The organism is Sediminicola sp. YIK13, from assembly GCF_001430825.1.
Taxonomy (GTDB): Bacteria; Bacteroidota; Bacteroidia; order Flavobacteriales; family Flavobacteriaceae; genus Sediminicola.
The window spans coordinates 1,011,674-1,029,710 of record NZ_CP010535.1; the positions used below are offsets into that span (position 1 = coordinate 1,011,674).

19 protein-coding genes are annotated in these 18,037 nt (G+C 37.6%); 8 read left to right on the forward strand and 11 right to left on the reverse strand.

The genetic code is table 11. From position 1 onward, the window contains the following. Positions 1-47: 47 nt before the first annotated feature. From fabG to SB49_RS04505, 8 genes are all read right to left on the reverse strand, one after another. On the reverse strand, positions 48-794 hold the full coding sequence (fabG, locus tag SB49_RS04470; RefSeq protein WP_062054246.1) for a 3-oxoacyl-[acyl-carrier-protein] reductase: 747 nt from the start codon (positions 792-794) through the stop codon (positions 48-50). Between the two features lie 153 nt (positions 795-947). Next, positions 948-1,820 carry a succinate--CoA ligase subunit alpha gene (gene sucD / locus SB49_RS04475; RefSeq protein ID WP_062054247.1) on the reverse strand — a complete coding sequence of 291 codons (873 nt, stop codon included), beginning with the start codon at positions 1,818-1,820 and terminating at the stop codon, positions 948-950. Between the two features lie 74 nt (positions 1,821-1,894). Continuing rightward, positions 1,895-2,827, reverse strand: coding sequence for a UDP-3-O-(3-hydroxymyristoyl)glucosamine N-acyltransferase (locus tag SB49_RS04480; RefSeq protein ID WP_062054248.1), 933 nt, complete (start codon positions 2,825-2,827; stop codon positions 1,895-1,897). Positions 2,828-2,903: 76 nt separating this feature from the next. Next, positions 2,904-3,470, reverse strand: coding sequence for an elongation factor P (gene efp / locus SB49_RS04485; RefSeq protein WP_062054250.1), 567 nt, complete (start codon positions 3,468-3,470; stop codon positions 2,904-2,906). 5 nt (positions 3,471-3,475) lie between these two features. Then, positions 3,476-4,261: an acyl-ACP--UDP-N-acetylglucosamine O-acyltransferase gene (lpxA, locus tag SB49_RS04490; protein ID WP_062054251.1), complete on the reverse strand. Its 786-nt coding sequence runs from the start codon at positions 4,259-4,261 to the stop codon at positions 3,476-3,478. Position 4,262: 1 nt separating this feature from the next. Continuing rightward, complete coding sequence (locus SB49_RS04495; protein WP_062054253.1) at positions 4,263-5,663, reverse strand: bifunctional UDP-3-O-[3-hydroxymyristoyl] N-acetylglucosamine deacetylase/3-hydroxyacyl-ACP dehydratase; 1,401 nt, start codon at positions 5,661-5,663, stop codon at positions 4,263-4,265. After that, positions 5,656-6,681, reverse strand: a complete 1,026-nt coding sequence (gene lpxD / locus SB49_RS04500; protein ID WP_062054255.1) for a UDP-3-O-(3-hydroxymyristoyl)glucosamine N-acyltransferase — start codon at positions 6,679-6,681, stop codon at positions 5,656-5,658. Before lpxD ends, SB49_RS04495 begins: the two co-directional genes overlap by 8 nt. Positions 6,682-6,704: 23 nt before the next feature. Then, positions 6,705-7,934 carry an HD domain-containing protein gene (locus SB49_RS04505; RefSeq protein WP_062054257.1) on the reverse strand — a complete coding sequence of 410 codons (1,230 nt, stop codon included), beginning with the start codon at positions 7,932-7,934 and terminating at the stop codon, positions 6,705-6,707. Positions 7,935-7,971: 37 nt separating this feature from the next. Here SB49_RS04505 and SB49_RS04510 point away from each other — a divergent pair, with 37 nt between their 5' ends. The 3 genes from SB49_RS04510 (at position 7,972) to SB49_RS04520 (ending at position 10,666) form a co-directional block, all read left to right on the forward strand. Then, positions 7,972-9,516, forward strand: coding sequence for a T9SS response regulator signal transducer PorX (locus SB49_RS04510; protein ID WP_062054259.1), 1,545 nt, complete (start codon positions 7,972-7,974; stop codon positions 9,514-9,516). Positions 9,517-9,536: 20 nt separating this feature from the next. Next, the gene (gene tsaE / locus SB49_RS04515; RefSeq protein ID WP_062054261.1) at positions 9,537-9,944 is read left to right on the forward strand and encodes a tRNA (adenosine(37)-N6)-threonylcarbamoyltransferase complex ATPase subunit type 1 TsaE; all 408 of its coding nucleotides are present in this window, start codon (positions 9,537-9,539) and stop codon (positions 9,942-9,944) included. Positions 9,945-10,282: 338 nt separating this feature from the next. Then, complete coding sequence (locus SB49_RS04520; RefSeq protein WP_062054263.1) at positions 10,283-10,666, forward strand: hypothetical protein; 384 nt, start codon at positions 10,283-10,285, stop codon at positions 10,664-10,666. Positions 10,667-10,787: 121 nt separating this feature from the next. Here SB49_RS04520 and SB49_RS04525 read toward each other — a convergent pair whose 3' ends face one another. Then, entirely contained in the window at positions 10,788-12,050 is a 1,263-nt protein-coding gene (locus SB49_RS04525; RefSeq protein WP_062054265.1) for a hypothetical protein, read from the reverse strand. 217 nt (positions 12,051-12,267) lie between these two features. After that, a complete protein-coding gene (locus SB49_RS04530) occupies positions 12,268-12,864 on the reverse strand; it encodes a hypothetical protein (protein ID WP_145758355.1) in 597 nt (198 codons plus the stop codon). Between the two features lie 401 nt (positions 12,865-13,265). Here SB49_RS04530 and SB49_RS15950 point away from each other — a divergent pair, with 401 nt between their 5' ends. The 4 genes from SB49_RS15950 to SB49_RS04545 all read left to right on the forward strand — a co-directional run bounded on the left by SB49_RS15950 (position 13,266) and on the right by SB49_RS04545 (position 15,688). Further along, positions 13,266-13,418, forward strand: coding sequence for a peptidase m28 (locus SB49_RS15950; RefSeq protein ID WP_145758356.1), 153 nt, complete (start codon positions 13,266-13,268; stop codon positions 13,416-13,418). A 99-nt stretch (positions 13,419-13,517) separates the two neighbouring features. Further along, positions 13,518-14,060: a hypothetical protein gene (locus SB49_RS04535; protein WP_062054269.1), complete on the forward strand. Its 543-nt coding sequence runs from the start codon at positions 13,518-13,520 to the stop codon at positions 14,058-14,060. Positions 14,061-14,101: 41 nt separating this feature from the next. Continuing rightward, positions 14,102-15,301 (forward strand): alanine dehydrogenase, encoded by a 1,200-nt coding sequence (locus tag SB49_RS04540; RefSeq protein ID WP_062054271.1) that lies wholly within the window; start codon positions 14,102-14,104, stop codon positions 15,299-15,301. A 3-nt stretch (positions 15,302-15,304) separates the two neighbouring features. Continuing rightward, positions 15,305-15,688, forward strand: coding sequence for a hypothetical protein (locus SB49_RS04545; protein ID WP_062054273.1), 384 nt, complete (start codon positions 15,305-15,307; stop codon positions 15,686-15,688). Positions 15,689-15,711: 23 nt separating this feature from the next. Here SB49_RS04545 and SB49_RS04550 read toward each other — a convergent pair whose 3' ends face one another. Further along, on the reverse strand, positions 15,712-16,878 hold the full coding sequence (locus tag SB49_RS04550; RefSeq protein ID WP_062054275.1) for a proline dehydrogenase family protein: 1,167 nt from the start codon (positions 16,876-16,878) through the stop codon (positions 15,712-15,714). Between the two features lie 94 nt (positions 16,879-16,972). On the opposite strand from SB49_RS04550, the gene aroB reads away from it, so the two are divergent. Then, positions 16,973-18,034 carry a 3-dehydroquinate synthase gene (gene aroB / locus SB49_RS04555; protein WP_062054277.1) on the forward strand — a complete coding sequence of 354 codons (1,062 nt, stop codon included), beginning with the start codon at positions 16,973-16,975 and terminating at the stop codon, positions 18,032-18,034. Positions 18,035-18,037 lie beyond the last annotated feature (3 nt).

An 18,037-nucleotide genomic window follows, 5' to 3' on the forward strand; every position in this document is an offset into this window, starting at 1 on the left:
TATTTTTTAAAGCAGAGGATGAACAATCAATACCCTTAGATGACTGGTTATGTCAACATTCCACCATCAACATTTAAAACTTGTCCTGTTACATAAGCAGAAAGGTCTGAAGCAAAGAACAAGCAAGCATTTGCAACATCATCAGGAGAACCACCGCGCTTAAGTGGAATGCCATCTCTCCAACCCTGAACTACTTTGGCATCTAATTTATCTGTCATTTCCGTTTCTATAAATCCTGGTGCAATAGCATTGCAACGAATGTTTCTGGAACCAAGTTCCAAAGCCACAGATTTGGTAAAACCTATCATCCCTGCTTTAGAGGCCGCATAATTGGTCTGTCCTGCATTCCCTTTTACCCCAACAACACTACTCATATTAATTATAGAACCTTTGCGCTGCTTCAACATAGTACGCTGTACAGCCTTGGTCATGTTGAAAACCGATTTTAAATTGATCTCTATAACAGCATCAAAATCTTCTTCGGACATACGCATCAGCAAATTATCCTTTGTAATACCAGCATTGTTGATCAAGACATCTATACTGTCAAAATCTTCCAGTATTTTGCCAACCAATTTTTCTGAGTCCTCATAACTGGCGGCATTACTTTTGTATGCTTTAGCCTTAATGCCTTTAGCCGTTAATTCTTTTTCCAATTCAAGGGCAGGTGCCTCACTGGAACTATAGGTAAAGGCTACATTGGCACCGTGATCCGCAAAAACCTTGGCTATCCCCATACCTATACCCCTACTGGCACCAGTAATAATAACATTTTTTCCTTCTAGAAGCTTCATGTGATTCTTTTGTTTACTTAAGTTGATATTCAAATATAGGCTATGTTTCAGATAAGGCGAAAAAAAAACCCTATTCCTCCCGAATTTAATTCAGAATGATAGGGATTTTTTTGAGATTCATTTACTGAATCCTATATATCTATAGACTAATTATTAGCCTACTACTTCTTTTACTTTTAAACCAATTTCTGCTGGAGAATCTACTACGTGGATTCCACATTCCCTCATAATACGTTTTTTGGCCTGAGCTGTATCATCGCTACCACCAACAATAGCACCTGCATGGCCCATCGTTCTTCCTGCCGGAGCAGTTTCACCTGCGATAAAACCTACGATTGGCTTTTTACTACCACTGGCTTTGTACCAATGGGCAGCATCAGCTTCCAATTGACCACCAATCTCTCCAATCATAACCACACACTGTGTTTCTGGATCGTTGATCAACAATTCAACAGCTTCTTTTGTTGTAGTACCAATAATTGGATCTCCACCAATTCCAATGGCGGTAGTTATCCCCAATCCTTGACGCACTACCTGGTCAGCAGCTTCGTATGTTAATGTTCCTGATTTTGAAACGATTCCAATATTTCCTTTCTTAAAGACAAAACCTGGCATAATACCTACTTTTGCCTCCCCTGGGGTAATTACTCCTGGACAGTTAGGACCTATCAGTCTGCAATCTTTACCTTTTATATAGTCGTAAACCTTCACCATATCAGCTACAGGAATACCTTCGGTAATAGTAATAATAACTTTTATTCCTGCTTCGGCTGCTTCCATAATGGCATCTGCTGCAAATGCGGGTGGCACAAAGATAATAGTTGTATCCGCTCCTACTTTCTCTACAGCTTCCTCTACAGTGTTGAAAACAGGTCTTCCCAAATGCTCCTGACCTCCTTTACCTGGAGTAACACCTCCAACTACGTTGGTTCCGTATTCGATCATTTGTTCGGCGTGAAAAGTACCTTCACTACCTGTAAAACCTTGTACAATAATTTTCGAGTCCTTATTAACTAAAACGCTCATTCTATATTTGGTTTATTTTTTGGTTTACAAAAATATGTCTTAAAAAACGATTTCTAAAGTATTCGCTTGCTTATTTATTCCTTGAATTTATCCAAGATGAAAGGTATTTGTTTTACATAGGCCAATTGCTTCAATTTCTCCCTTGCCTCTTCAGCCGGACTACCAAAATAATTCTTACCTCCCTCCAATGACTTTGATACCCCAGATTGGGCCATGATCACCGCTTTTTTACCGATGGTGATCCCACTAATAACACCCACTTGTCCCCAAAGGATTACTTCATCCTCGATTACAACACATCCGGCGATTCCCGTTTGGGAAGCAATAAGGCACTTTTCACCAATCACAGTATCGTGGCCTATATGAACTTGATTGTCCAGCTTGGATCCTTTTTTAATGGTGGTATCCCCTGTTACTCCTTTATCTATGGTACACAAAGCCCCAATGTCTACGTGATCCCCTATTACTACCCTACCTCCGGACAATAATTTGTCGTACCCGGTAGGACGATTTTTATAATAAAAAGCATCTCCCCCTAACACGGCACCGGCATGGATGGTAACGTGGTCGCCAATAACACAATTATCATAAATGGAGACGTTGGAATGTATAACACAATGGTCCCCAATGACCACATTGTTCCCAATAAACGCATTGGGTTGAATGGTTGTATGTTTCCCAATTTTTGCAGTGGGAGCTATATTGCTGGCGGATTTTTCAAATGGCCTAAAAAAGTTGGTCAACGTATTAAAATCCCGGAATGGGTCATCAGAAATTAAAAGTGCCTTCCCTTCCGGGCAAGGAACCTCCTTGTTGATGAGTACAACAGTAGCGTTGGAATTTAAGGCCTTATCATAATATTTCGGATGATCCACAAAAACAATATCTCCTGCTTCCACCACATGAATTTCGTTCATCCCTAAAATTGGAAAGTCATCATCCCCTACATATTTTGTATTGATGATGCCTGCAATCTGTTTTAAGGAATAAGGAATGGGAAATTTCATTGTTTGATATTAAAAAAGGTGTTTAACAAAAAGAGTATTCCTCCAAAAGCTCAACACCTATATATGATTAACTAGATTATTCTTTTACACGCTCCATATAAGCGCCTTTCTCTGTATCCACTTTTATTTTATCACCTTCATTGATAAACAAAGGGACATTTACACTGGCACCAGTCTCTACTTTGGCCGGTTTCGTGGCATTGGTAGCGGTATTCCCCTTTACACCTGGTTCTGTATAGGTAACTTCCAAAACAACACTGGCTGGCATATCAACAGACAAGGGCATGCTATCCTCTGTGTTGAACAAAATGGTCACCATTTCACCTTCTTTCAATAATCCTGGAGCATCCAATGAACTTTCTTGAAGTGTAATTTGATTGTAATCATCGGTGTTCATAAAGTGATACGTTTCCCCTTCCGAATAAAGGAATTGGTAGGTGCGGGTCTCTACACGAACATCTTCAATTTTGTGTCCTGAAGAAAAGGTATTGTCAATTACCTTTCCAGTAGTGACACTTTTTAGTTTCGTACGTACAAAAGCAGGACCTTTTCCCGGTTTAACGTGTAAAAATTCAATAATTTTAAAAATATCGTGGTTATACCTGATGCATAAACCTTTTCTAATATCTGATGTAGATGCCATATAAATTAATTTGTACTAAAATATCCTTTCATTATCCCTCTCTGGGAATCTCTTATAAACTGTAAAATCTCATCTCTTTCCGGAGTTGCTTCCATCTCTGCCTCTATGATCTGTACAGCCTGAGAATTATTGTAGTTTTTCTGGTAGAGTATTCTATAAATATTCTGGATTTCCCTGATCTTATCAGATTCAAATCCCCTGCGCCTTAGTCCTACTGAATTAATCCCGACATAAGATAAGGGTTCCCTAGCAGCTTTCACAAAGGGAGGAACATCTTTTCTTACCAATGAGCCTCCAGTTACAAAAGCGTGGTGCCCTATAGATACAAATTGATGAACCGCAACCAGACCTGCCAAAATCACATTATCTCCAATGGTAACATGTCCGGCCAAAGTAGAGTTGTTCGAGAAGATACAATTATCCCCAATAAAACAATCATGGGCTACGTGACAGTATGCCATAATCAGGCAATTCTTGCCTATTTTGGTTTTCATTCTGTCCGAAGTCCCCTTATTTATGGTAGCACATTCCCGAATGGTAGTATTGTCACCTATCTCTACGGTAGTTTCTTCTCCTTTATACTTTAAGTCTTGGGGCGTTGCTGAAATTACGGCTCCTGGAAAAATATTACAATTTTTTCCTATTCTAGCTCCTTCCATTATGGTCACATTGGATCCTATCCAAGTTCCCTCGCCGATAATAACGTTATTATGAATAGTAGTAAACGGCTCCACCACCACATTCTTGGCGATTTTTGCCCCTGGATGTATATACGCCAGTGGTTGGTTCATATTATTTCTTTTTTGCTATTTGTGCCATCATTTCTGCCTCGCAAACCAATTTACCGTTTGCATAAGCATAAGCTTGCATATGGCATATTCCTCTCCTTATAGGGGTAATTAGGCTACAGTGAAAGGTTAGGGTGTCACCTGGCAATACTTTTTGTTTAAATTTTACATTATCGATCTTCATAAAGAAGGTCAGATAATTCTCGGGATCGGGAACAGTACTCAAAACCAAGATTCCTCCGGTCTGTGCCATGGCCTCCACCTGTAAAACTCCAGGCATCACAGGAGCATCGGGAAAATGTCCTACAAAAAAAGGTTCGTTCATGGTCACGTTCTTCATTCCTACCACATGACTATCGGACAGTTCCAAAATTCTGTCGATCAATAAGAATGGTGGTCTATGTGGCAACATGGCCATAATTTGATGGATATCCATCAAGGGTGGCAGGTTGAGATCATAGGTAGGAACGCTGTTCCTTTTCTCCATTTTTATTATTTTGGACAATTTTTGTGCAAATTGGGTATTCACAAAATGCCCCGGTTTATTTGCAATGACTTTACCTCGTATCCTTGTACCTACCAAGGCAAGGTCACCTATAACATCCAATAGCTTATGCCTTGCAGCCTCGTTTGGATGGTGTAGGGTAAGGTTGTCCAGAATGCCATTTGGTTTTACCGAAAGCTTTTCTTTTTTAAAGGCTTTTTGTAGTTTCAACATGGTAGATTCGGAAATCTCCTTATCTACATATACAATGGCGTTATTTAGATCACCTCCTTTAATCAACCCATGCTCCAACAACATTTCCAGTTCATGTAAAAAACTAAAAGTACGCGCTAGGGCTATTTCTGTTTTAAAATCTGATAAACGCTCCAAGGTTGCATTTTGGGTCCCTAATACTTTGGTCCCAAAATCGACCATGGTGGTCACTTGGTATTCATCTGAAGGAATGATGGTAATTTCACTTCCAGTGGCCTCGTCTTTATAGGTAATAACCTCTTTTACTACATATTCATTCCTAACAGCATCTTGTTCCACAATGCCAGCTTTTTCCAAAGCTTCTATAAAAAACTTGGAGGAACCATCCATTATGGGCGGTTCAGACGAGTTGAGCTCTATGAGGACATTATCAATTTCCAAACCTACCAGAGCAGCTAGCACGTGCTCAGAAGTTTGAATCTTGACCCCATTTTTTTCTAAATTGGTACCGCGCTGGGTATTCACCACATAATTGGCATCGGCCTCAATGATGGGTTCCCCTTCTATATCAACTCTTTTGAAGGCGTAGCCATGGTTTTCAGGAGCTGGCACAAATTTCATTGTGACATTCTCTCCGGTATGTAATCCAACACCGGACAGTGTAATCTCCTTCTCTATAGTCCTTTGTTTAGCAGTTGTTTTACTCACTGGTTTTATTTTTTTCTAGTTGTTCCAATCTATTGACAAGTTTCGGTAGATTCTTGAAATGTACATAGGATTTATTGAAATCCCCATAATGTAGGGAAGGTGAACCTTGCAAAATCTCACCATCCTTGATATTTCTACCTATTCCGGATTGTGCTTGGATTTTCACCCCATCTCCAATGACAATATGGCCAACAATGCCCACTTGTCCTCCTATCAAACAGTTCTTGCCTATTTTTGTTGATCCAGCGATACCCGTTTGTGCGGCTATTACCGTATGTTCACCAATTTCCACATTATGTGCAATTTGGATTTGGTTGTCCAATTTAACGCCTTTTCTTAATATGGTAGAACCTAAGGTGGCCCTATCTATAGTGGTTCCAGCACCAACATCTACATCATCTTCCAATACTACGTTCCCTGTCTGTGGTACTTTGCTGAATTCTCCATTGCCATTGGGTACAAACCCAAATCCATCGGCACCTAATATTACCCCGCTGTGGATGACACATTTATTGCCAATTTGGGTATCTGAGTAAATTTTGGCCCCGGCAAAAACAGTGACATTATTGCCAATGGTAACATTGTCCCCAATGTAAACATTTGGGTAGATTTTTACTTCATTTCCCATTTTCACATGTTCCCCTACATAGGAGAAAGCTCCTAGGTATAATCCAGTTCCATAAGATGCTGAATCAGATAGAAAAACCGGGTTCTCAATACCGGTCTTAACATTTTTGGCCTGATTATAATATTCCAATAATTTGGAAAAAGACTTATAGGCATCATCTACCTTGATCAAGGTAGTCTTTAAAACATGATCTGGTTTAAAGCTCCTGTTCACGATGGTAATGGAAGCCTGGGTAGAATAAATGTAGGGAGTATATTTGGGATTAGCCAAAAAGGTAAGGGAACCGTCCTCGCCTTCCTCAATTTTGGACAGCTTATGAACGGTGATTTCAGGGTTACCTTCAACCTCACCTTCCAATATACCCGCAATCTGGCTAGCTGTAAATTTCATGAGGACAAAAGTAAGAAAAATAGTTAAACGTCAACTTTGGGATAACAGATATAATATTTAGTCACTGTTTTGGAAAGCGCTTTTAAATTTAAATGGTCTGAAGCCTTGGCCACATCGGTGATTCTTCCATTTCTTCTTACTATATTAATGTTCTGCCTATCTTGGTCGTAGGCCTTGTTTCCAATCTTCCCACTAAAAACAAAATACGCAGTTTCCTCATCGGTAAGATTATAAGATTTTTTTATTTTTTGGAATTGCTTTTGTAGCTTTTCATCATCAATTGGCTTGTTTTTCATCTTAATGGTCAACAATCTTCTATTGATGATCATATCGCACAATTCGGAAAGTACAAAGTCGGGATGCTCTACCCATAATTTTATGGCCGATAGGATATCCACATCGTCCAATTTGGCAAAGATCTCCAACGTATGATCATCAAAATTATCCTCATTAATTTTATGCTGTATAAAAAACAACAGAGGTTTACTGCATTCTACTTCCTCCCCCTTCTCCAATAACTCTTTTGCCCTTTTAAGAACGCTGATCAGCAACTTCTCCGCGACCAAGCCGGTTTTGTGAAGATAAACCTGCCAATACATGAAACGTCTGGACATCAGGAATTTCTCTACGGAATAAATACCCTTTTCCTCTACTACCAATTCCCCGTCCACCACATTGAGCATGGTAATCAATCGATCTGAACTCACATTTCCTTCGGCAACTCCAGTATAAAAACTGTCCCGCTTCAGGTAGTCCATTCGGTCCATATCGAGCTGACTGGATACCAATTGATTCAAGAATTTTTTAGGATAGGCCCTATTGAAGATCTGAATAGCCGTAGTTAAACTTCCGTTAAACTTCGCATTCAGTTTTTCCATGAAAAGAAGGGAAATTCGCTCATGGTTAACCCCTTCCACTATACTGTGTTCCATGGCATGAGAAAATGGACCGTGTCCTATATCATGTAATAATATGGCGCACAAAAGGCCTTCCTCTTCTTGCTCAGTTATCTCAACCTTCTTAAAACGAAGTACTTGTATGGCTTTTTGCATGAGATGCATACACCCCAAAGCATGATGAAATCGGGTATGGGTTGCTCCCGGATACACCAAGGAGGATAATCCCATTTGTGAAATTCTTCGCAATCGCTGAAAATAGGGTTCGGCGATCAGGTCAAAAATTAGCGTATTGGGTATGCTAATAAATCCGTAAATTGGATCATTAAAAATTTTAAGTTTGTTAGATTTAATCAAAATCTCGAATCTTTAAGGCAGTAAATATAAGCACTAAATGAACAAGATTACAATCCTATGGGTAGATGATGAAATAGATCTGCTTAAACCACATATTATATTCCTGGAAAGCAAAAATTACAAAGTAATTACCTGTTTAAGTGGACAGGAAGCCTTGGAAGAACTTGCCAAAAGTAAGGTAGATATTGTCTTTTTGGATGAAAACATGCCCGGAATCTCGGGCTTGGAAACACTAAATGAAATTAAGATCATCAATAGCTCCTTACCTGTGGTGATGATTACAAAAAGTGAGGAAGAGTTGATTATGGAGGAAGCTATCGGCTCTAAGATAGCGGACTACCTAATAAAGCCAGTAAATCCCAACCAGATCCTGTTATCACTAAAAAAGAATTTGGACCACTCAAGGCTGGTTTCTGAAAAGACCACAGCCAACTATCAACAAGAATTTCGAAAAATCTCCATGGACCTATCCATGGTGAACTCCTATGAAGAATGGGCAGAGCTGTATAAGAAGCTTATCTATTGGGAACTTCGTTTGGAGGAAATTGAGGATTCTGGTATGTTCGAAATATTGGAATCCCAGAAGACAGAGGCCAATGCCCAGTTCTGCAAATTCATGGAGAAAAACTATGAAGATTGGTACCAGGGCGGGGATGCACCGGTAATGTCGCATACCCTTTTCAAAGAATTGGTAAAACCAGAACTAAAGGACAACAAAACCTTATTGGTTGTTGTAGACAATTTGAGATATGACCAATGGCTGGCCTTCGAAGATACTTTGAACACCTTTTACAAAAAGAAAAAGGAAACACCCTATTACAGCATACTCCCAACAGCCACACAATATGCCAGAAATGCAATCTTTTCTGGGCTTACACCATTGGATATGGAAAAGAAGTATCCAAATTGGTGGAAAAATGATACGGATGAAGGAGGGAAAAATTTGTTTGAAGCTGAATTTTTAGATACACAGTTAAAGCGGCTGGGGTTAGACCTCAAATGGGACTACCATAAAATTAGTAGTTTAAAACAAGGAAAAAACCTATCTCAAAATTTTAAGTCCCACAAGGAAAATGATTTAACGGTGATCGTCTATAATTTTGTGGACATGCTTTCCCACTCCAGGACAGAAATGGAGGTCATCAAGGAATTGGCATCCAATGACAAGGCCTATCGTTCCTTGACCCTGAGCTGGTTTAAAAACTCCCCTTTACTGGAAATTATACAACAAGCACAGAATATGGGGCTTAAATTGATCATTACCACGGATCATGGTACCATAAACGTAAAACAGCCTTCAAAGGTCATTGGAGATAAGGAGACGAGTCTTAACCTACGCTATAAAACAGGGAGAAGCCTTACCTATGAGGAAAAGGATGTCTTAGAAATTAGGAATCCAAAGGATGTTAATCTTCCCACTATAAATGTGAGTAGTTCGTTTATTTTTGCCAAGAATGATATGTTTTTTGCCTATCCCAATAATTACAACCACTATGTGAGTTATTACAGAAACACCTATCAGCATGGGGGTGTTTCATTGGAAGAGGTCATTATACCCTTTATAGTTCTTGAGCCTAGATAGGCCGTTTAGATTATTTGATTATGATGTATTCAGAAAAGGAGCTGCCAGAAGTGGCAAAAAAAATAGTGGCATCGGCCAAATCGAAGGTGATTTGCTTTCATGGCCTCATGGGGGCAGGTAAAACCACCCTAATAAAAGCCTTGGTAAAAGAATTGGGAGGTGCAGGCAATGCCAACAGCCCTACTTTTGGGATCGTTAATGAATATCATACCACCACCAATGAATTATTGGGGTACCATTTTGATTTTTATAGATTGGAGAACGAGGAAGAAGCCTTGGATTTTGGTGTAGAAGAATATTTATATTCTGGTGCATGGGTTTTTATAGAATGGCCAGAAAAGGTTCCATCTTATATTCCTGAGGACTGTACAAATCTGTTTATAGAAATTGTAGATCACAAAACTCGTAACATAACATTTGGCAAATAAGCAACTTGCATTTTTAGTCCAATTATAGTCTCTAATTTGTATGAAATTGGTATCAATAAATGGATTAAAAAGTAGGAATCATAGAAGCCTGTAGTAATAAATCTTTACAAATAAAGAATAAATTCTTGATTCTTCAATTTTTGTGTTTACAAAAAATTATCCTGATAAATGAACCATTCATACAGAATAAACTACCAGAAATGAAGATAAAGTCCTACAAACCACAAAATTAATTGAATTTTATCTCAATAATAATTTTATACCACTCATTATTTGGTTATATTTGTTTGTATATTCGATAACGTTATAGATTTATATCTACAACAAAATCCTCCATTATGATAAAAACTATAGATAGGTTAACACAATTCATCAAATACGCGGGTTTAAGTGCCCGACAGTTTGATTTGTCCATAGGGGCCGGAAACGGTTATACTTTAAGGATGAAAAAAAATCATGCCTCAATTGGTAGTGATGTCATTGAAACAATCATTAGAACGTATCCACAATTAAATTTAGTTTGGTTGATGACGGGTGAAGGTGAAATGATTAAAAAAGGTGCGGAATCCAAGTCTTTGGAATTCGATCAATTGCCTGCTACAAAACAACAGGAAATTGAAAAGATAATTGAGCAAAAGATTAGGGAGCGCCAGGAAAACGAGTTACAAAAACTTCTTTTGGATGTTACCCAGGAAATTGAAAAGACAAAAAGTAAAGATTAGTCCCCCCTATTTTACTTTTAACGCATTCAATTCAACAGCTCAGGCTCCCTTAATAAAAATTAGGGGAGTTTTTTTATTGGATAGTTTCAATGGATTTGCACAATATTTAAAAGAAAAATTCTTACTCCGCATTTTTAGCATTCAATTCAGCTATTATGGCTTCTTTAATTTTAATTAAGGAAGCTCTCTTTTTTTCCAAATTCTCTGGATTATTGTCTGCTTTAATACTATCTAGCTCCTTTTTCTTATCTCCCAAGCTAGCCTTCTGATCACTAATTTCCACTAATAAGGCATTTATTTCTTTTACCATATTACTGTACAGATCGTAAATTTTATACTGATATTTAATACGATTGGACAGAAACAACACCAAGCCAAGAATAAATAAAATAGCTGGCGCCGCCTTAAACAATTCAAATTGATCTATTATGTTTGACTCCTGTTTTAATGTTTCCCAAAGTTGATAGGTATAGAGAATAATAGGCACTAAAATAGCATAACGCCACCATGCTTTACAACTGATGAACCATATCATTAAAGGGATTAAGATAAAAATCTTTAAACTTATATACCATATAAATATGGACAAGTTTTGAAAACCGTGATCATGAACATAAAACCAGCCAAATGAATAGGATTTTGGCCCCTCGGGTATTAATCTAGATAAAATGTACCAAAATGGTATTGAAGCTAAAATTATACTACTAACCAATTCAAAAGCTTTCCTATTTCTACTCCCTCTATCTTGCTCCGAGATAAATAATCCATTTTCCTCATCCAGCACTTGGCGGGTCTGATAAAGCTTCTTGAATAATTGCTCTTTGGATAATTCTTCTTTCTTTACTTCCAAAGAATACATCCATTGGCTTAGCTTCAAATACAATAGTTTTGAATGACCATAAACATCTTCTTTGGTTATAGCACCTAAAAATGGGGATTCACTTTTTAAACGTTTTGCTCGTTTTATCCTATCAATAATAATAAGACCACCTAAAAACAATAACGTTAAAATAAATTTAAAAACTATATTTTCTGTTAGGCTTTTAAGCATGCTAACATCAATCGACCGAGCACAAAATTCATAAATAAAATAGAACATTGGAAATAAGATGTAATATCGCCATTGTTCATAAGAGGTAAAGAACCAAACAGAAAGCAGTATAATAGGAGCTGCACAGGAAAGTGCAAACCATATAAAGACTTGATTTGTATCAAAACTATGTTCAAATATGAAATTTAATACAGAAAATGTGTTTTCAGTATTGCTAAATAAAGGATGGAGATAAAGCGAAACAGAAGCTAAAATAATTGCCAATGGTATACTCACCTCCCTTAGCCATCTTGTATTCCATAAGCTCTTTCTGCCCTTTTTGTGTTCAGCCATATAAAACTAATAATCAACTTTCAATATTTGAAATTTCAAGTGAATATAAAGATTATTAACAAAGCGCTAAAATTTACATTTTAGTATAATATTTTATAATAATAATTAGTGCAGAGGTTCTTTAAAAGAATATTGAAATAATGTTTATTGAAAGGCCTAATGCTGAAGGGTTTCCAACTCTGTAACTAATCTATTCCTAAGAAGTGCCAGCCTTTATTCATATTCTTTTGGTCGCAAATATTTTTTTTTCTTGGGACAATTGCTGAAATGGAATAGCAAACTTTTCATTGATATCAGAAGATTGGTGCTTTACAATTATTCTTGTGATCTCATGTTCCAATTGCCTGTCTGCCTCCCTAATTTGCATTTGATAGGAGAATACATTTACCAAAAGGAACAACATTAACAGAATAGGTACAATAAAAGGTAAAGAATAATAAAGTTCATGTTCATCGACAGCCTGGGAAATGCTTGGATTTACAATAGAGAACATCTGAAATACCACAATTAACAAATTGATAAGCACCCCATATCTCCATAAGTGTTTACAAGTAAGAAACCATATAAATAAATAGATGAAACTAAACATTTTTACACATACAAAGTATAAAAAAGTCTGAAAGGTAGGAAACCCTGAATTATAACAAATTCCAAAAATTTGTACTTCCACAATATCATTAGAAGCCAACTTGTAGGAATAAAATAAAACAGGTAAGATCAAAAGAATGGTAGCAATACCAATTTTGTTTGCTTTGGTCAAATGATCTTTATCCTGTGCTAAACCATTAGTTTCAGAACCAAATTCACGATTCAATTGCAAATACTTAAGATCGCCAAGCCCTAATTCCTTTTTAGATCCTAAGGGCTGGTTTTTTAATTAGCTATCGTTCTTTCCTTTAGGGCAAGGACAGGCTTAAGATTCTATTATTATTTAGCATTTATAGCAACCATTAATATAAAGGGCTTACTGTTTGGTTCCTATTTTGAGAGAGAGGTTGTTCTATACCATACTAAGGGTTAAAACAATTTGTAGGATTACCTATCGGATAAGTCAGAATATTATTGTACTTTTTCGGTGAAAAGGCACTAAAATCGATGAAAGTATTTTTTTTATCGATAAAATGTATTATTTTGTCGTTGAAATGCAAAATGTTTGTAATTTTTTTCCTACATTTGTATTGAAGATGAAATTTTATTAACTAAAAACTTTTTACGATGAACACAAAAAAGATTTTTTTCGCTGTTGTCGCCGCTGCCACTTTACTAGTTGCTTCCTGTACCTCAAATACAGCTAGTGATGACACATTGTACGAGCAAGGCATCGACAAAACAATTATCACCAAACAACAAGGTACAGGTAACGGATAAACCTTCTGTTATTTTATTACTTGTAAATTTTTTAAAAAGGGTAATCATAAATTACCCTTTTTTTCGTTCTATAGGTTCATACATTAGAATTATAGATTAATGAAAGAACAAAATACCCCCAAAACTAAGAAGGCCAAAAAGAAACTCCTCATAGAATCCTTTATGGTATTTCTTATCATAATGGCGCCCTTTTTATTTAAGGCCCACGAATATTTGCCTAAGGATCCAGATGCATCTTTGAACTTTCTTGGAATGACGATTGAGAGGAACGGATTTCAAACTTTGGAGGTTTATGGCTGGTTCTTGACAATGAAAATTATTCCTTTGTACTTATTGATTATTTGGTTTTTTACTGCTAAAGACTGGTGGTACCATATCATTTTGATTCCAATATGTATGTACTCCTTTCAAATTTTTGAAGTTTTTTATGCTGACGATAACTATATAGATACCGATAATATCCTTTGGATATTACCTGTATGTATGGTCATTACTCCCATTGTTTATTTTATCAGGATTAAGCTTTACGACAAGCATGTTCATGGGATAGATTTGGATGCCATGGATGCGGAATTAAAAATGCTTCAAGAAAGGGAACGTTTACGAATGGAGAAAGAGGAACGTAAAACAAAAAAATTGTAAATTTGAGGATGATGTGCTATTAGCACCTTCAATTACAACTTATGAACCAACCTTCTTCACCTTTTAGCAAACAACAATTACTGCCCCAAGAAGAAACTTTAGAAGTTTTAAGACAAAAAGGAGAACTCTATATTGGCATTCCAAAGGAAAACCAATTTCAGGAAAAACGTATTTGTTTAACCCCAGATGCCGTAAATGCCATTACCGCCCATGGGCATAGGGTATTGATAGAATCCGGAGCAGGAGAAGGAGCCAATTATTCAGATATAGATTACACCAATGCCGGGGGAGAAATCACCAGGGACACCAAGAAAGTATTCTCCTGTCCCCTTATCCTAAAGGTAGAACCACCCACCCACTCCGAAATACAATTATTAAATCCGCAGGCAACTATTATTTCTGCCCTGCAGATAAAAACACAATCCAAAAAATATTTTGAGGAACTGGCCAAGAAAAGGGTCACTGCTATTGCATTTGAGTACATCTTGGACGATGACGGGAAATACCCGGCCGTACGGTCGTTAAGTGAAATTGCGGGTATCTCTTCAGTTTTGGTAGCTTCAGAAATTATGGCTGCCACCAACAAAGGCAATGGCCTCATGTTTGGCAACATCAGTGGGGTTCCCCCTGTTGAAGTGGTTATTATAGGTGCCGGTACCGTAGGGGAATTTGCTGCCAGATCCGCCATTGGCTTGGGAGCCAATGTAAAGGTGTTCGACAACTCCATTACCAAGCTCAGAAATATACAGACCCATTTAAGACAAACAGTCTACACCTCTACCATACAACCCAAAAACCTTTTAAAGGCATTAAAACGCTGTGATGTGGCCATTGGTGCCACCCGTGGAAAAGACAGATCTCCCATTGTAGTCACCAGTACCATGGTGGAGCACATGAAGAAAGGGGCCGTCATCATAGATGTGAGTATTGATATGGGCGGTTGTTTTGAAACCAGTGAAATAACGACACACGATAAGCCAACTCGAGAAAAATTTGGCGTGATCCATTATGGGGTACCCAATATCCCTTCCAGATATCCAAAAACATCTTCTATATCCATCAGCAATATTTTTACGCCTTATCTGTTAAAAATTGGGGAAGATGGCGGACTTGAAAATTCCTTGAGATTTGATAAAGGACTAAGAAATGGCCTATATTTGTACCACGGTATTTTGACCAACAAATCGGTTGGAGAATGGTTTGACCTTTCTTATAGCGATATCAATTTTCTTATTTTTTAGTGTATGGCATTTTTAAAACGACTCGGCTTCTTTTTGGTCGGTCTTTCTATTGGAATCGTTTTTCTAACATTCTTTTTCAAGAAAAAAACAGAGGAAACAGGCACGGAATTCTGTTATTTTCCTAATTGCAGGGTATTAAAGGACCTAAGGTCCAAACCTATTGTCTATTCCGAGGATATTAGTCAACTATTAGCGTCCAACAAACTGGACACTTTGGATATCGAAACTTTTTTTAGGGAGGGAGATATAGATTTTGGAAAAAGCAATGCGAAGGCTGTACCATGTAGAACGTATGTTATTGAAGGCGCTATAAAAGAGCAAAAGGCAATTTTAGAAGTTAAAAATTGCCCTTCAAAGGTTCTAGTGGAACGAGTTACCCGGTTCTAATAGTGGAACGGGTTCTATTACTATTATATTTTTCTACGCGTACGCTCCTTTTTCAAAAGGGTAAGTTCCCTTGTCGTCTGTCCTGAAACAGAGGTATTTTCTTCTGCCCTCCTTATAAGGTAGGGCATTACATCCCTCACCGGTCCAAATGGCAAATATTTGGCTACATTGTACCCATGTGCAGCCAGGTTAAAGGAAATATTATCGCTCATACCATATAATTGGCCAAACCAAATATTGGGATCGTTATGGGCAATGTTCTTTTTATCCATAAGCTCCATTAATTTATAACAGCTCAATTCGTTATGGGTTCCCGAGAAGAGGGCAATAACGTCCAGATCCTCTACAATATATTCTATGGCAGCATCAAAATTCTCATCGGTGGCTTTTTTGGATTCACAAATAGGTGTTGGATAGCCTTTCTCCTCTGCCCTATCGTTTTCCTTTTCCATATAGGCTCCACGAACCACCTTAAACCCAATTTTAAAATTCTCGTCTTTGGCCTTTTGGTGTAGTTTCTTTAGATAATCCATCCTATCCCAACGGTACATTTGTAAGGTGTTGAAGACGATAGGTTTTTCCTTGTTGTATTTCACCATCATATCCTCAACAAGACTGTCCGCCGCATCCTGCATCCAACTTTCTTCCCCATCAATCAAAAGGGCCACATCCATATCATAAGCCTTTTTGCAAACTTTATCAAATCTGTTGATGATACGTTGCCATTCTTGGTTTTCTGCTTCCGTCAAAGTTTTTCCTTCCCCTATTTTTTGGTAAATGGCAAAACGACCAAAAGCGGTAGGCTTAAAAACCGCATACGGTATCCCCTCTTTCTCTTTCACGAAATTGAGAATTTCCATGATTTTCTCGTAGGCAAAATCAAATTGGTTTTCCACGTCCTTTCCTTCAACGGAATAGTCCAGTACGGATGAAACTCCTTTTTCGTACATTTTTTCAATAAGGGGCAAGCAATCCTGTTCATTGACACCGCCACAAAAGTGGTCAAATACGGTAGCTCGTATTAATCCTTCCACAGGCAAATGGGCCTTTATGGCAAAATTCGTAACAGCAGAACCTATTCTTACCAATGGTTCATTGGCAATCATCTTAAATAAAAAGTAAGCTCTCTCCAATTCGGAGTCTGTTTTTAGAGCAAAGGCCGTTGCGGTATTTTCAAAAATTTGATCCATTATTGTCAATTTCGTAATGGGCCAAATATAAGTACAGAATATTTATTTTATCTATAAAAATAGCCTTTATTTTGTCTTTTTCAATAAGCTCAGAATGAAAACGATATCCAGTGATTCCTACGCCGTACATTTCAACGAAAATGCTTTTAAGGCACTAAACAATCATTTAAAAAATGCTGATTATTCCAAGATTTTCATCTTGGTAGATGAAAACACCCATAATCTTTGTTTGCCCCAGTTTATGGCAGAGATAGAGGGAGATTATGTTTACGAGATCATTGAAATAGAAGCAGGGGAAATCCATAAGAATCTGGAGACCTGTACACAGGTTTGGGAAGCCATGTCCGAATTGGATGCAGACCGTAAAAGTGTAATGATCAATTTAGGAGGTGGGGTTATAACTGATATGGGCGGATTTATAGCTTCCTGTTTTAAAAGGGGCATCCATTTTATTAATGTCCCCACTACCCTACTATCTATGGTAGATGCCTCTGTAGGCGGCAAAACGGGAATAGACCTAGGAGCTTTAAAAAATCAGATTGGCGTTATCAACCAGCCACAAATGGTATTGGTGGTATCCCAATTTTTAAATACCCTGGAGGAAAGACAACTTCAAAGTGGGTTTGCCGAAATGTTGAAGCACGGCCTTATCAAGGAAAAAAAGTATTGGGAAGAACTAAAATTACTTTCCAATTTTGATGCAATGGATGAATTCATTTATCATTCCGTACTTATAAAAAACGAGGTTGTACTACAAGATCCCACGGAGCAGAATATTCGAAAAATCTTAAACTTTGGTCATACCCTAGGGCATGCCATTGAATCCTATTTCCTGGAGAGCTCAACACATGAAACTCTTTTACATGGAGAGGCCATTGCCATAGGAATGGTTATGGAGGCATTTTTATCCAAAGAGCTGACAGGGCTATCGGAAAAGGAACTGGAAGATATTAAGACCACCTTTCTGAAAAGGTATAAAAAAGTAGCTTTCTCCGAAGAAGATGTACAAGCCATCTTGGGTTTAATGAAGTTTGACAAAAAGAATTCTCATGGCAATATCAATTTTGTGCTCTTAAAGGCTATCGGAAACCCTGTTATTGATATAAAAATACCTAATGAATTGTATATCAAGGCGTTTGATTACTACAAAGATTAAGGC

Excerpts from the sequence above, each read along its gene's own strand:
- SB49_RS04550 (WP_062054275.1), bottom strand. The coding sequence starts at position 16,878 with ATGGATCAAATTTTTGAAAATACCGCAACGGCCTTTGCTCTAAAAACA.
- SB49_RS04545 (WP_062054273.1), top strand. The coding sequence starts at position 15,305 with ATGGCATTTTTAAAACGACTCGGCTTCTTTTTGGTCGGTCTTTCTATT.
- SB49_RS04535 (WP_062054269.1), top strand. The coding sequence starts at position 13,518 with ATGAAAGAACAAAATACCCCCAAAACTAAGAAGGCCAAAAAGAAACTC.
- lpxD (WP_062054255.1), bottom strand. The coding sequence starts at position 6,681 with ATGAAATTTACAGCTAGCCAGATTGCGGGTATATTGGAAGGTGAGGTT.
- lpxA (WP_062054251.1), bottom strand. The coding sequence starts at position 4,261 with ATGAACCAACCACTGGCGTATATACATCCAGGGGCAAAAATCGCCAAG.
- aroB (WP_062054277.1), top strand. The coding sequence starts at position 16,973 with ATGAAAACGATATCCAGTGATTCCTACGCCGTACATTTCAACGAAAAT.
- SB49_RS04480 (WP_062054248.1), bottom strand. The coding sequence starts at position 2,827 with ATGAAATTTCCCATTCCTTATTCCTTAAAACAGATTGCAGGCATCATC.
- SB49_RS15950 (WP_145758356.1), top strand. The coding sequence starts at position 13,266 with ATGAACACAAAAAAGATTTTTTTCGCTGTTGTCGCCGCTGCCACTTTA.
- SB49_RS04520 (WP_062054263.1), top strand. The coding sequence starts at position 10,283 with ATGATAAAAACTATAGATAGGTTAACACAATTCATCAAATACGCGGGT.
- efp (WP_062054250.1), bottom strand. The coding sequence starts at position 3,470 with ATGGCATCTACATCAGATATTAGAAAAGGTTTATGCATCAGGTATAAC.
- SB49_RS04510 (WP_062054259.1), top strand. The coding sequence starts at position 7,972 with ATGAACAAGATTACAATCCTATGGGTAGATGATGAAATAGATCTGCTT.
- tsaE (WP_062054261.1), top strand. The coding sequence starts at position 9,537 with ATGATGTATTCAGAAAAGGAGCTGCCAGAAGTGGCAAAAAAAATAGTG.
- SB49_RS04540 (WP_062054271.1), top strand. The coding sequence starts at position 14,102 with ATGAACCAACCTTCTTCACCTTTTAGCAAACAACAATTACTGCCCCAA.
- SB49_RS04525 (WP_062054265.1), bottom strand. The coding sequence starts at position 12,050 with ATGGCTGAACACAAAAAGGGCAGAAAGAGCTTATGGAATACAAGATGG.
- sucD (WP_062054247.1), bottom strand. The coding sequence starts at position 1,820 with ATGAGCGTTTTAGTTAATAAGGACTCGAAAATTATTGTACAAGGTTTT.
- fabG (WP_062054246.1), bottom strand. The coding sequence starts at position 794 with ATGAAGCTTCTAGAAGGAAAAAATGTTATTATTACTGGTGCCAGTAGG.